This is a genomic window from Falsiroseomonas sp. HC035 (assembly GCF_050563525.1).
Lineage (GTDB): Bacteria > Pseudomonadota > Alphaproteobacteria > Acetobacterales > Acetobacteraceae > Falsiroseomonas.
The window spans coordinates 529,703-542,277 of sequence record NZ_JBNXUN010000001.1; the positions used below are offsets into that span (position 1 = coordinate 529,703).

Below are 12,575 nucleotides of genomic sequence, written 5' to 3' on the forward strand. Positions count from 1 at the left end.
AATGACGGAGTGCGTGCCCCGCGACGATGCCACCACCGCGCTGTCGGAGCGAAGCTCGGGGGCGCGGCGCTTCCCCGTAATCGACTGGGCACGCACCACGCTGGGCCCGCGCGCCGGCTGGCCCACGGCGCTGGAGACGGTGGCACGGCTGATGCTCCATTCGCGGCAGCCGATGTTCCTCGCCTGGGGCCCGGACCTCGCCTTCCTCTACAATGATGCCTACGCGCCCATCCTCGGGGCCCGCCATCCCGGCGCGCTCGGCCAGCCTTTCCGCCAGGTCTGGCCGGAGATCTGGGAGGAGCTGGTCCCGCTGGTCCAGCGCGCGCTCGACGGCCAGTCGACCTGGGCCGAGAACCTCCACCTCGTCATGCACCGCAACGGATACCCCGAGGATACGTGGTACACCTTCTCCTACAGCCCGCTGCACGACGATGAGGGCCGCGTCGCTGGCATGTTCTGCACCTGCATGGAAACCACCCGCCAGGTGCTGGCCGAACGCGCGCTCCGGGAGAATGAGGGCCGCTTCCGTGCCTTGCTCGATGCCGCACCGGCGATGATGTGGGTGACCGACCGCGACGGCCACTGCACCCACCTGAACCGCAGCTGGTTCGAATTCACCGGCCAGGCTGCCACCGATGCGAAGCATCACGACTGGATGGCGCCGCTGCATCCGGACGACCGACCCGAGGTGGAAACCGCCTTCGCCCGCGCGATCACGGACCACGCGCCGTTCCGCCTCGACTACCGCATGCGCCACGCCGATGGCGGCTGGCGCTGGGTCATCGATGCCGCCGAACCGCGCCGCGATGCCGCCGGCCGCTTCCTCGGACATGTCGGCTCGGTCATGGACATCACCGACCGGCGCGAGGCGGAGGAACGCCAGGCCATGCTGGCGCGGGAAGTCGACCACCGCGCCAAGAACATGCTGGCCGTGGTTCAGGCCGCGCTCCGCCTGACCCGTGCCCCCGACCAGGCGAGCTACGCCCGCGCCGTCGAAGGCCGCGTCGCCGCCCTCGCCCGCGCGCAGACGCTGCTGGCCAACGACCGCTGGGCCGGCGCCGACCTGCGGGCGATGCTGGAGGGGGAGCTGGCCGCCTTTCTCGGCAGCCTGCCCGGCAGCGCCCGCTGCACGCTGGAGGGACCACCCGTGGCCCTGCCGGCGGAAGCCGCGCAGCCTCTGAACATGCTGGTGCACGAACTCGCCACCAACGCTGCGCAGCACGGCGCCCTGTCCACCCCCGGCGGGCGGGTCCAGGTGGGATGGCAGGTCAACGCCGGGCGGCTACGGCTGCGCTGGACCGAAACCGGGGGCCCGGAAATCCCCGCCCCGCCGACCCGGCGCGGCTTCGGCACCCGGGTCCTGGAGGGCACGGTGCGGGGCCAGCTCGGCGGCCGGCTCCTGCTCGACTGGCGCCGGCAGGGCCTCGACTGCACCCTGGACCTGCCGCTCGCGGCCCGCACCACCGTGTCGGAGGCCATTTGAGCCGCGAGCAGGACCAGCTCAGGTGAACCAGAGCAGGCCGTCGAACTGCACCGCCGACGGCAGCTGCGACTGGCTCGTCAGTCCGCTCCAGGTCACGCTGGTCTCGATGGCGCCGTCCCCGTTCAGGTCGCCATGCATGGTCAGGCCGCGATAGCCTTCCGTCCCGGCATCCTGGACCCAGGTCAGGGTGCTGACCCCGGGGCGGTAGCCGAACATGCTGAGCTGCTCGCCGGACTCCCAGTCGGTGATGGTGCTCCAGGTGGTCGCACCCGCCCGGCCATCGAGGAAGAACACGTCGAGGCCGGCGCCGCCGGTCAGGAAGTTGGAACCGCCGCCGCCATCCAGCACGTCGCGCCCCGCCCCGCCATTGGCCGCGTCGTCACCGCCCAGCAGGTTCATGAAGTCGTTGCCCGACGTCCCGCCCACCGCCTCGCCGCCATCGGAGCCCAGCAAGACGTACTGCAGGTAGTCCACCGGCCCGGCATAGACCTCCGCCAGCAGGAAGCCACTGCTGCCTTCGCGCGTGATCGACATGACGCCGCCGCTGAACGGGGCGAAGCCGTTGCCCTGGACCAGCAGACGGCCCTCGTTGATCACCAGCAGCTCCGGGATCGCATCCAGGTTCATGTCCGCCGCACCCAGCCCGAGGAAGGAGGCGGAGGAGCCTGGCGTGAACCGGCCGGCGCCATCGTTCACCAGCGCGAACGGCGCACCCTCGGACGGCGTGGTGCGCCAGACCAGCAAATCCTTGTCGCCATCGAGGTCGAGGTCGAGACTCAGAACGGATTTCGGCCATAGCCCGGGCTCGGTGCCGCGGGATGCGGTGGATTGCGGCAGCCGCAGCGCCGTCTCGTCGTCGAACTGCCCGTTGCCCCGGTTCACCAGGAACTGCAGGTAGCTCACGGTGAAATAATCGGTCCCGTAGGTGCCGCCATCGGTCACCGCCAGGACGAGGTCCTGCAGGCCGTCGCCGTTGAGGTCCGTCGGCACCGCCTGCAGCACCACCTCGTTCGCGACGCCCGAGGGCGGCAGGTTCCAGACCTCCGGCAGGGTGAAGGACCCGGTGCCGTCATTGCGGAAGATCTGCGTCGGCAGGCCGGAGCCGAACCAGGTGCCCGCCAGCAGGTCGAGGTCACCATCGCCATCGGCGTCGAACAGCGTGCCGGCCATGGAACCGGCCCGCGCCACCGCCGGCTGGTAGTGCAGCGGCGCCCGCCCCGCCTGCTCCGCAAAGTTGCCGAAGCCATCGTTGACCATCACCTGCACGCCATGGCCGGTGGCGTCATGCAGGTTGAACAGCACCACATCGATGTCGCCGTCGCGATCGATGTCGCCGGTCGCGCCGCCATAGGTCAGCCGCTGGGCGCCCGACAGATTGCCATTGGCCACCGCCAGCCCGGTCGGCGTGGTCAGGATGAGCTGGCTGAAGCCACCCACGGATGACCCTGCCGCGCCATGGTCCAGCAGGATGACATCGCTGCGCCCGTCGCCATTGAAGTCCGCGATCAGCCCCCGGGTCGGGTTGACCGCTAGCGGCGTGCCCGCCGCGCCGAACAGCGCCGCACCATCGACGAAGGCGCCGCCCGGGACGCCGAGGAAGATGCGCTGCGATACCGAATCACTGCCATTGCCCGCCGCCATGGGCAGGAAGGCGTCCGGGCGGCCATCGCCGTTGAAGTCACCCACAAGGATCTGGGTTGCGTAGGACGGCTGTGGGCCGCTGCCAATGCTTGAACCTGACACTTCAAATCATCCCGCCGATGTTGTCCGACCAACGCTTTCCTGCGACGGCCTAACCAATCAGATCAGGAGTCCAATAAAATCCACAACAAAACCTTCTGTGACCCCAAAATATCGGACAATAATTCGGTTCCTGCGTGGGCAAACCGCCAGTTTTTGCGTGATTCCTTACTCTGCATTGACCTTTCATAAACAAACTATTCTGGTTACATTTTGCGTTTAGGGCTCGAGGACTGCTGGGAATCATTTCGGACCGGACTCAATACTGTAACAACCTGAGTTGCAACGTTGCCGCGACCCGCCCCCACCGCGCCACGCGCGCCTGCCTCTTGCCGCCGCCGTCCCAAGCGGGCAGAAGGCGCCGCTTCCCCCTCGGCCAGGCGCATGAACGACCGCATTTCCCTCCCCAAGGACCGCATCCGCATCCTGCTGCTGGAGGGTATTGCCGACAGCGCGGTGGACCTGTTCGGCCAGGCCGACTACGCCGCCATCCAGCGCGAGAAGAAGGCGCTCGAAGGCGCCGCGCTGGTCGAGGCGGTGAAGGGCGTCCACATCCTCGGCATCCGCTCCCGTACCGAGGTCACCGAACAGGTGCTCGCCGCCGCCGACCGCCTGATCGCCATCGGCTGCTTCTGCATCGGCACCAACCAGGTCGACCTCGCCGCCGCCGCCCATCACGGCGTCGCCGTGTTCAACGCCCCCTTCAGCAACACCCGCAGCGTCGCGGAACTCACACTGGCGGAAGCCGTGATGCTGATGCGCGGCATCGTCGACAAATCCGTCGCCGCCCATGCCGGCGGCTGGGACAAGTCGGCCGCCAACAGCTGGGAGATGCGCGGCAAGACGCTCGGCATCATCGGCTACGGCAACATCGGCAGCCAGCTATCCGTCCTGGCCGAAGCCTTCGGCATGCGCGTGCTGTACTACGACCACACCGGCAAGCTGCCGCACGGCAACGCGACGCCCGCGGCCTCGCTCGACCAGCTTCTCGCGCAGTCGGACGTCGTCACCATCCACGTGCCGGAAACCCCCGGCACCATGGGCCTGATGGGCGCCCGCCAGTTCGCCGCGATGAAGCCCAGCGCCGTCTTCATCAACAACGCCCGCGGCACCGTCGTCGACGTGCCCGCCCTGGCCAAAGCCCTCCGCGAGAAGCGCATCCTTGGCGCCGCCGTGGACGTCTTCCCCGAGGAGCCGAAGCGCAACGGCGAGGCCTTCGTCTCCGAGCTCCAGGGCCTGCCCAACGTCATCCTGACCCCGCATATCGGCGGCAGCACGGCCGAGGCCCAGGATCGCATCGGCCAGGAGGTCGGCCGCAAGCTGGTGGACTACTCCGACACCGGCGCCACCATGGGCAGCGTCAACCTGCCCCAGGTGCAGCTCCCGCCCCGCCCCACCGGCGCCCGCTGGACCCACCTGCACCGCGACGCCCCCGGCATCCTGTCGCAGATGAACGCCTGCTTCGCCCGCCGCGGCCTGAACATCACCGCGCAGTACCTGCAGACCGATGGCGACCTCGGCTACTGCGTCATCGAAAGCGTCGAGGCCCGCGCCGAAGCCGAGGCGATCCTCGAGGAACTCCGCACCCTCCCCGGCACCATCCGCGCCCGCCTGATCTACGAACGCAGCTGAAAGCCCTCTCCCCTGAAAGGGGGAGAGGGTTGAGTGAAAGGGGCCCCTTCAGCTCGCCTGGATTCCCGCCGCCCGGATCAGCCCCTGCCAGGTCGTGCTATCCGCCGCCAGCTGCGCCGCGAAATCCGACTCGCCGGTCGGCCGCGGCGTCAGCCCGCGCTGCGCAAACGCCGCCACCACCTCCGGCTCCGCCAGCACCGCCCGGATGGCATCGCCCAGCGTCGTGCGGATCGCCGCTGGCGTCGCCCTCGGCACCAGGATCCCGTCCCAGTTCAGCACCTCATACCCGGTCAGCCCCGTCTCGATCATCGTCGGCACGCCGGGCAGCCCTTCCGCCCGCGTCGTGGTGGACACCGCCAGCGCCCGCAGCGTGCCAGCCGCGACATGCGTCGCCACGTTGCCCAGCGGCGAGAAGGAGAAATCCTGCTCCCCCGCCAGCAGCCCCAGCATCTGCGGCCCGCCGCCCCGGTACGGAACCGCGACCGTCCGGATGCCCGCCAGATCATCCAGCCGGATGCCGCACAGATGCCCCGGCGATCCCACGCCGCCGGTGCCATAAACCAGCGTCTCCGGCCGCGCCTTCGCCGCCGCCACGATATCCGCGACACTGCGATACGGCCGCGCCGCCTGCACCACCAGCACGTTGGTCGCGTTGAACACCAGCGACAGCGGCGCCAGGTCGTCGCTCGGATGGAACGGCATCTGCCGCACCAGCGCCGGGTTCACCGCCAGCGTGCCGATATTGGCCGAGACCATGGTGCTGCCATCCGGCACCGACCGCGCCGCCGCCTCCACCGCGATGTTGCCGCCCGCCCCCGCCCGGTTCTCCACCACCACCGGCTGCCCGAGGCGTGCCGCCAGCCGCGGCTGGATGATGCGAACCGCGGCATCCGAGGCACCGCCCGGCGGAAATCCGAGCAGCAGCCGCACCGGCCGGTCCGGCGTCCAGCCCTGCGCCCGCGCGAGTTGGGGCGCGGCCAGCGGCGCGGCCGCGAGGGCGGCAAGCAGGTGGCGGCGGTTCATGGTGGCGGCTCCCGTCGGTGGATATCGCCCCGGCCAAGCAACATCCGGACCAGCCCTTGCCATCCACCCGCCCCGCGGCTTCAACGCGCGCCCCTCCCCCCTCCGGTGCCCCCTCCCATGCGTCCCACCATCGGAATCGATTTCGGCACCACCAACAGCGTGGTCGCGTCCCTGCAACCGGACGGCCAGGTGCGCGTCCTGCGGCAGGCGACGGACGACGTGTTCCGCTCCGTGCTCTGCTTCTGGAACGGCGCCGACGGCCGCGTCCGCCACGCTGCCGGCCCCGCCGCCATCGAGGCCTATCTCGACGACCCGCTCGACGCCCGCCTCATCATGTCGATGAAAAGCTACCTGGCCCAGCGCAGCTTCGCCGAGACCCGCATCCTCGGCCAAGGCTACGCGCTGGAGCCCCTGGTGGCGCTGTTCCTGCGCGCCCTGCTCGCCCCCTTCGCCGATGATCTCGCAGGCGCCCACATCGTGGTTGGCCGCCCGGTGCGCTTCGTCGGCGGCAGCGCCGACGACGCGCTCGGCGAGCGCCGCCTGCGCGCCGGCTTCGCGCTGGCCGGCCACCGGGACGTGCAGGTGGCGCTGGAGCCCGCTGCCGCCGGCCACCGCTTCGCGGCGACGCTGGATCGCCCGGCGGTGGTCCTCGTCGCCGATTTCGGCGGCGGCACCAGCGACTTCTCCCTGCTCCGCTTCGACCCCGGCCCGCCGCGCCGCGTCACGGCGTTGGGCCAGGCCGGCGTCGGCGTCGCCGGCGACGCCTTCGACTACCGCATCATCGACCGCGTGATCTCTCCGCTGCTCGGCAAGGGCGGCAGCTACCGCGTCACCGGCACCGAACTCCCCATCCCGCCCGCCTGGTATTCCAGCTTTGCGCGGTGGCACCTGCTGTCCCTGATGCGCGCGCCGAAGACCCTGCGCGACATCGAGGCCGTGGCCCGCACCGCCGACCACCCGGAGCAACTCCGCGCCCTGATCGCCCTGGTGAAGGACGAGGCCGGCTACGCCCTGTACCGCGCCGTCTCCACCGCCAAGGCCGCCCTTTCGCGTGCGAAGACGACAGTGCTGGATTTCCGCCACGGCGAATTCGAGGTTTCGGCGGACATCGCCCGCACCGATTTCGAATCCTGGATCGCCCCCGAACTCGCGCAGATCCGCACCGCCGTCGACGCCGCCCTGGTGGACGCCGCACTGACCCCGGACCAGGTGGACCGCGTCTTCCTCACCGGCGGGTCCTCGCTGGTCCCGGCGGTGCGGCGCATTTTCGAGGAGCGGTTCGGGGAGGATCTGGTAGTGGCAGGAGGCGAGTTTGTTTCGGTGGCGGAGGGGCTGGCGCTGATGGGGTGGGAGGCCGAAACGAAGGTGGCTCAGATCGGCTCAGTTTAGCGAGTAAGTTGCCTCAAACATAAGAAAATTTTCCGGATGGAACACTTTGGAGCAGCCAAAAACATAGCGCTCAGTAGATCGCTCCATGCCGAACACCAGGGAGGTACCCACTCAAATGCTCTATAATATTTTCCCGATGATCAATCTGAAAATGTCGGCCGCCGACGAAATGCTCCGTGAGTACGGGCGCCTCTGACTGATACAAAACCGCGTCCTTCGGATAAATCTGCACGATCTGATTGAACGCATCCGCTTCATCTGGCGCTATAACTAGAGTCGAAAGTCTAGGCTCTGGGCCAAACTGAATTGACCTGACGATGACTATACTTATCGTTGGCGTCAAAGGAACACAGACAATAGGCCGAATCGAAAGGTTGGCAGTCGCCGACAGATTACTGTAGAAACCATCGGCAAAAATAAATTCTCGAAGTGCGAAAAACTTAGGCAGAATTTCGCGTGAACACCGAGACCCTTGCATATCTGACGCTGTCGACCCTTCAAATTCGCTGCGATGAGTAAGTTGCGCTCACGCTCTGACAGCCCTTCGCGCAAACGCTCCGCCAGCCCTGCAGACGCAAGCCGGCTCATTGGGCTGCGGACTGCCAGTGAAACAGTGCATTCAACAAGAATCTCAAGCATTGCATCATCTATAACCTGCGGCACGAACCTCTGTTGCTCAGGAAAACCCTATGTTCGATCTTCCGTTCCAAGCGACTCGAGCCATTTTCGTGCAGTCGGGAAATTGTCGTCTGCCTTTTCAAACTCCGGCTCAAAACTCTCATCCCAAACCGTATGGTCACCGGGTATTTTGCCAAGTTGAATGTAATGGCCGTCGCCGATAACGCCGAGATTTTCAGGCTTCAGCGGCCGAACGATGCCATTGGGAAGGAGCCAATTCACGCATCCGCTCTCGTTGGTCCAATGGCGGGATATTGCCTTGGGCCACCAGTGGTGACGCTCGGATTTACGCTTGCCCATTCGCTACATATAGTCACCACCGAAACGAAGATCAGACACAGGCACGACAGCTCGCTCGTGGTTCGATCCAGAGCATTGCCCCTCAATACAGCCCCGCCGCCAACCTCCCCGGCGCCGCCTGATCATACGCCTCCGCGTCAAACGCCCCCTGCATCGCCGAGGCCAGGAACTGCCCCGCCGTCGGCACCCCCGCCGGCCTTGCCGTCTCCCCCCAGATGCGCGACCGCATCAGCGCCCGCGCGCACTGAAAAAACACTTCCTCCACCCGAACCCGCAGCACCGTCGCCGGCGCCCGTCCCTGCTGCGCCATCGCCGCGCACAGCGCCGGGTCCGCGCTGATCGTCGCCCGCCCACTCACCCGCAGCGTCTCCCCCACCCCCGGAATCAGGAACAGCAGCGCCACCTGCGGATCACCGAGGATATCCCGCAGCGCATCCAGCCGGTTGTTCCCCCGCCGGTCCGGCAGCGCCACCTCATTCCCCGACAGCACGGAAACGAACCCCGGCGCATCCCCCCGCGGCGTCCCGTTCACGCGCCCATCCGCCCCGCGCGTGGACAGCACGCAGAACGGGCTGCGCGCGATAAAGTCGCGGCTCGGCACATCCAGATCCCGCCGCACCTTTTGCAGCGAAGCCGGCACCGCCTCCCCGTACAGCGCCTCCAGCTGCGCCAGGCTCGTTACCGCATGCGCGTCCTGCATCATCGAATTTCCTACCGCCGCAGCGTCGGCGCCGGCTGCCCGTCCAGCACCACATTCACCACGGCGGGCTTGCCGCTGTCGAAGGCGCGTTGCAGCGCCGGCGCCAGCTCCCGCGCCGCCGTGACGTTCTCGCCATGCCCACCGAGCGCCGCCGCCACCAGGTCGTACCGCGTCCCCGGCGCCAGCTCGCAGCCATGCGCGCGGTTGGCGCCGTAGTCCCGCACCTGGATCTGGAACTCGGCATTCCAGCGGCTGTCATTGCCCACCACCGCCACGAAGGGCAGCCCGTGCCGCGCCGCGGTGTCCAGCTCCGCCATATGGAAACCGAAGCTGCCATCGCCCATCAGCGCCAGCGTCGGCGCCGCCCGCGCCGCCCGCGCCCCGATGGCGAAGGGGATGCCCACGCCGATCGCCCCCGCCACGCCATTCACGATGCGCGTTCCCGCCCGCACCATCGCCATGCCCCATTGCCCGATCTCGCCGCCATCGCAGACGAAGGTCGCATCCCGCTCGGCCATCGCGGCATTCACCGCGTGCCCAAGCGTCGCCGACCGGATCGGCCCCTCCGGTGCACCCGCCAGCTCCGCCCACGCCGCCGGCCGCCAGGCCACCGCCTCCCGCACCCGATCCGCCCAGCCGGATTGCGCGGCAACGGGCTGCATCACGCTGGCCAGCGCCGCGACCGATTCCGTCGCATCCGCCACCGCCGCCAGCACCAGCCGGTCCCCGACCAGCCTTTGCGCCCGCGCCACCACCGCGCCCTCCGGCTCCAGCACGATCCAGCGGCACCCCGCCGCCACCGCCGGAGCCCGCCCAAACTTCAACGTGAAGTCCAGCGGCTTGCCGACCAGCACGATCAGGTCCGCCTCCGCCAGCACCTCCGGAAACGCGCCCAGCGAGGGATCGGCCAGCCCGCGCGGCGACTGCATCGGCACCACAGGCAGCCCGCTCGCCGCCTCCAGCGCCGCCATCGCCAGCACGCCGGCCGGCGTGCACAGCGCCGGCGGCGCCACCAGCAACGGCCGCGCGGCGGCTGCCACCGCCTGCGCCACCACCAGCGCGCTCGGCCCGCCCAAGCGCATCGGCCGCCGCGCAAATGCGGAGGCTTCAGGCGCCGGCGCCTCCTCCACCTCCGCCTCCAGCACATCCGTCGGCAGGCTGAGATGCACCGGCCCCGGCCGCCCGCCGAGCGCGATGGCAAACGCCCGCGCCACATCCGCGGCAAGCCCCTGCGGTGTCTGCGCCGCCCAGGCCGCCTTGCTCACCGGCGCCGCCATCGCCGCCTGCGGCAGTTCCTGGAACGCGCCATTGCCGATATCCGCCAGCGGCGCGTGCCCCGACAGCAGCAGCACCGGCACTTCCCCGGCCAAGGCGGAACACAGCGCCGCCGTCGCGTTCGCATGCCCCTGACCGCCGGTCACCATGGCGACGCCGACCTGGCCCGTCAGCCGCGCCCAGGCATCCGCCATATGCACCGCCGCCGCCTCGTGCCGCGTGTGCACCAACTCGATGCCGGAGCCCACCAGCGCGTCGAACACCTCCATGATGTGGTTGCCCGACAGGGTGAAGATGCGGGTCACCCCAGCCGCCCGCAGCCCCTGCACCAGAACATCCGCGCCGCGCCGTGCCATGCTTCGTCCATTCCCGTCTGCTTGGCCCGGACAGGACCATGCAGCCCGCGTCGAGACAAGACTACGGACCCCGCCAGGGGGGCTTCCCCGGCGCTGCCCGCCGGGCTTCCCTGCCCGGCATGATCCCCCCGGAATACGTCGTCCTGCTGGCCGGCTGCTTCGCCGCCGCCTTTGCCTCCGGCATGGCCGGCTTCGCCTTCGGCCTGGTCGCCGCCGGCATCCTGTTCCACTGGCTCCCACCGCAGCAGGTGGCGCCGATCGTCGTCTTCGGCTCCCTGCTGATCCAGTTCGGCACGCTCGGCGCCATCTGGCCGAGCATGCGCTGGGCTGTCCTGCGCCCCTACGTCATCGGCGGCGTGGTCGGCACCCCCTTCGGCATCCTGCTGCTCGCCCGCATCGAACCCCAGGTCATCGCCGTGGCCATCGGCCTGCTGCTGGTCGGCTACTCGCTCTGGGCGCTGTCTGGCATGGCGCTGCGCCGCAACCTGCCGCTGCTGCGCGGCAGCCCCGGCGCCGATGCCGGCATCGGCCTGGCCAGCGGCATCCTCGGCGGGCTCGGCGGCTTCTCCGGCCCCATCATCACCATCTGGGCCGATCTCAAGGGCCTGCGCGGCAACGAGGCCCGCGCCATCTTCCAGCCCTTCATCGTGGTGATGCAGGCCGCCGCCGCCATCGGCCTGGTCGCCGGCGGCTTCTTCGACCGGGAAGTCGCGCGCATGCTGCTGGTGGCGCTGCCTGCGCTGCTGCTCGGCGGCTGGCTCGGCGTGAAGGCCTACCGCCACATCCCCGCCACCGGCTTCCGTCTGGTCCTGCTGGGCCTGCTGCTGCTATCCGGCATCTCCCTGCTGTTCTGAGGCATCGCCATGCCGGTCCTGCTGATCCTTCTCCTGCTCCTCGCGGCTCCTGCCGCCGCGCAGCCCGCCCCACCTCCACCCGCCGAGGACTGCGGCTGCGGCGTCCCCGCCTCCCCCCGCGGACCGCGCTGATCGCTTGTATTCCGCGCCCGCGCCGCCACGTCGCGGTCGCGGGTTTGCACCCGCCGTGGTACGCCACCCCGGGCACCGCGCCTGATTGGACCACCAGGCACATGCCCTCCCCCTTCGTGCTCACCCCGCAGCAACTCTCTCGCCTGATCGGCCTGCCCGACGGCCCGGTGCTGGTCGATGTCCGTGATGCCGCCGACCGCGCCGAGGACCCCCGCCTGCTGCCCGCCAGCCAGGTGCTGGAGCACCAGGATGTCGCCGCCTGGGCCCCCGCCTTCCGCGACCGCGACGTCATCGTCATCTGCCAGAAGGGCCTGAAGCTGTCGGAGGGTGTCGCGGCCTGGCTGCGCCACGAAGGTGCCGTGGCCCAGGTCCTCGAAGGTGGCTTCGCCGCCTGGCGCGCCGCCCGCATGCCGCTGCTGGAACCCGCCGCCATCCCGGCGCGGGACGGCCAGGGCCGCACCGTCTGGGTCACCCGCGCCCGCCCCAAGGTGGACCGCGTAGCCTGCCCCTGGCTGATCCGCCGCTTCGTCGACCCCTCCGCCATGTTCCTGTTCGTCGCCGCCTCCCAGGTCGAACTCGTGGCGGAACGCTTCGGCGCCACCCCCTTCGACATCGAGGGCGTGTTCTGGACCCACCGCGGCGATGGCTGCACCTTCGACACGATGCTGGACGAATTCGGCCTGCGCACGCCGACGCTCGAACGCCTCGCGATGATCATCCGCGGCGCCGAGACCTCCCGCGCCGACCTCGCCCCGCAATCCGCCGGCCTGCTCGCCGCATCCCTCGGCCTGTCCCGCCTGCACCGGGACGACCTCGCCCAGCTCGAAGCCGGCCTCGCGCTCTACGACGCCTTCCACCTCTGGTGCCGCGACGCGACGGAGGAAGTGCACGACTGGCCCAATCAGGGCTACGCTTGACGGCGCCTCAACCGGCTTCCTAAGCTTGCCGGCATGGGGCCAGCGCGATCGCCCCATCAGGCCGCGCCCTTCGCACCAGGCCCAAGCATCGCGTCC

Annotated in this window: 10 protein-coding genes; 5 read left to right on the top strand and 5 right to left on the bottom strand. The window is 69.5% G+C overall.

What is annotated here, in order from left to right; all coding sequences use genetic code 11:
- The first annotated feature begins 13 nt into the window (after nucleotides 1-13).
- The gene (locus ACLF3G_RS02645) at nucleotides 14-1,483 is read left to right on the top strand and encodes a sensor histidine kinase (RefSeq protein ID WP_430667760.1); all 1,470 of its coding nucleotides are present in this window, start codon (nucleotides 14-16) and stop codon (nucleotides 1,481-1,483) included.
- Between the two features lie 18 nt (nucleotides 1,484-1,501).
- Here the strand turns inward: ACLF3G_RS02645 and ACLF3G_RS02650 are convergent, their stop codons facing one another.
- The gene (locus ACLF3G_RS02650) at nucleotides 1,502-3,226 is read right to left on the bottom strand and encodes an FG-GAP-like repeat-containing protein (RefSeq protein ID WP_430667761.1); all 1,725 of its coding nucleotides are present in this window, start codon (nucleotides 3,224-3,226) and stop codon (nucleotides 1,502-1,504) included.
- A gap of 381 nt (nucleotides 3,227-3,607) precedes the next feature.
- Between ACLF3G_RS02650 and serA the strand changes: the two genes are divergently transcribed.
- Nucleotides 3,608-4,855: a phosphoglycerate dehydrogenase gene (gene serA / locus ACLF3G_RS02655; RefSeq protein ID WP_430667762.1), complete on the top strand. Its 1,248-nt coding sequence runs from the start codon at nucleotides 3,608-3,610 to the stop codon at nucleotides 4,853-4,855.
- 48 nt (nucleotides 4,856-4,903) lie between these two features.
- On the opposite strand, the gene ACLF3G_RS02660 is transcribed toward serA, so the two are convergent.
- Nucleotides 4,904-5,878, bottom strand: coding sequence for a Bug family tripartite tricarboxylate transporter substrate binding protein (locus ACLF3G_RS02660; protein WP_430667763.1), 975 nt, complete (start codon nucleotides 5,876-5,878; stop codon nucleotides 4,904-4,906).
- Between the two features lie 117 nt (nucleotides 5,879-5,995).
- On the opposite strand from ACLF3G_RS02660, the gene ACLF3G_RS02665 reads away from it, so the two are divergent.
- The gene (locus ACLF3G_RS02665) at nucleotides 5,996-7,267 is read left to right on the top strand and encodes an Hsp70 family protein (protein WP_430667764.1); all 1,272 of its coding nucleotides are present in this window, start codon (nucleotides 5,996-5,998) and stop codon (nucleotides 7,265-7,267) included.
- Nucleotides 7,268-7,954: 687 nt separating this feature from the next.
- On the opposite strand, the gene ACLF3G_RS02670 is transcribed toward ACLF3G_RS02665, so the two are convergent.
- The 3 genes from ACLF3G_RS02670 to ACLF3G_RS02680 all read right to left on the bottom strand — a co-directional run bounded on the left by ACLF3G_RS02670 (nucleotide 7,955) and on the right by ACLF3G_RS02680 (nucleotide 10,576).
- The gene (locus ACLF3G_RS02670) at nucleotides 7,955-8,167 is read right to left on the bottom strand and encodes a hypothetical protein (protein ID WP_430667765.1); all 213 of its coding nucleotides are present in this window, start codon (nucleotides 8,165-8,167) and stop codon (nucleotides 7,955-7,957) included.
- 160 nt (nucleotides 8,168-8,327) lie between these two features.
- Nucleotides 8,328-8,948: a pyridoxamine 5'-phosphate oxidase family protein gene (locus tag ACLF3G_RS02675; RefSeq protein WP_430667766.1), complete on the bottom strand. Its 621-nt coding sequence runs from the start codon at nucleotides 8,946-8,948 to the stop codon at nucleotides 8,328-8,330.
- An 8-nt stretch (nucleotides 8,949-8,956) separates the two neighbouring features.
- Nucleotides 8,957-10,576 (bottom strand): thiamine pyrophosphate-binding protein, encoded by a 1,620-nt coding sequence (locus tag ACLF3G_RS02680; RefSeq protein WP_430667767.1) that lies wholly within the window; start codon nucleotides 10,574-10,576, stop codon nucleotides 8,957-8,959.
- 119 nt (nucleotides 10,577-10,695) lie between these two features.
- On the opposite strand from ACLF3G_RS02680, the gene ACLF3G_RS02685 reads away from it, so the two are divergent.
- Together ACLF3G_RS02685 and ACLF3G_RS02690 are read left to right on the top strand one after the other, a co-directional pair.
- The gene (locus ACLF3G_RS02685; RefSeq protein ID WP_430667768.1) at nucleotides 10,696-11,430 is read left to right on the top strand and encodes a sulfite exporter TauE/SafE family protein; all 735 of its coding nucleotides are present in this window, start codon (nucleotides 10,696-10,698) and stop codon (nucleotides 11,428-11,430) included.
- Between the two features lie 233 nt (nucleotides 11,431-11,663).
- Complete coding sequence (locus ACLF3G_RS02690) at nucleotides 11,664-12,479, top strand: chromate resistance protein ChrB domain-containing protein (RefSeq protein WP_430667769.1); 816 nt, start codon at nucleotides 11,664-11,666, stop codon at nucleotides 12,477-12,479.
- Nucleotides 12,480-12,575: the final 96 nt, after the last annotated feature.

What these genes read in the sequence shown, in the direction of transcription:
- ACLF3G_RS02675 (WP_430667766.1), bottom strand. Translation starts at nt 8,948, where the DNA reads ATGATGCAGGACGCGCATGCGGTAACGAGCCTGGCGCAGCTGGAGGCG.
- ACLF3G_RS02685 (WP_430667768.1), top strand. Translation starts at nt 10,696, where the DNA reads ATGATCCCCCCGGAATACGTCGTCCTGCTGGCCGGCTGCTTCGCCGCC.
- ACLF3G_RS02680 (WP_430667767.1), bottom strand. Translation starts at nt 10,576, where the DNA reads ATGGCACGGCGCGGCGCGGATGTTCTGGTGCAGGGGCTGCGGGCGGCT.
- ACLF3G_RS02665 (WP_430667764.1), top strand. Translation starts at nt 5,996, where the DNA reads ATGCGTCCCACCATCGGAATCGATTTCGGCACCACCAACAGCGTGGTC.
- ACLF3G_RS02690 (WP_430667769.1), top strand. Translation starts at nt 11,664, where the DNA reads ATGCCCTCCCCCTTCGTGCTCACCCCGCAGCAACTCTCTCGCCTGATC.
- serA (WP_430667762.1), top strand. Translation starts at nt 3,608, where the DNA reads ATGAACGACCGCATTTCCCTCCCCAAGGACCGCATCCGCATCCTGCTG.
- ACLF3G_RS02660 (WP_430667763.1), bottom strand. Translation starts at nt 5,878, where the DNA reads ATGAACCGCCGCCACCTGCTTGCCGCCCTCGCGGCCGCGCCGCTGGCC.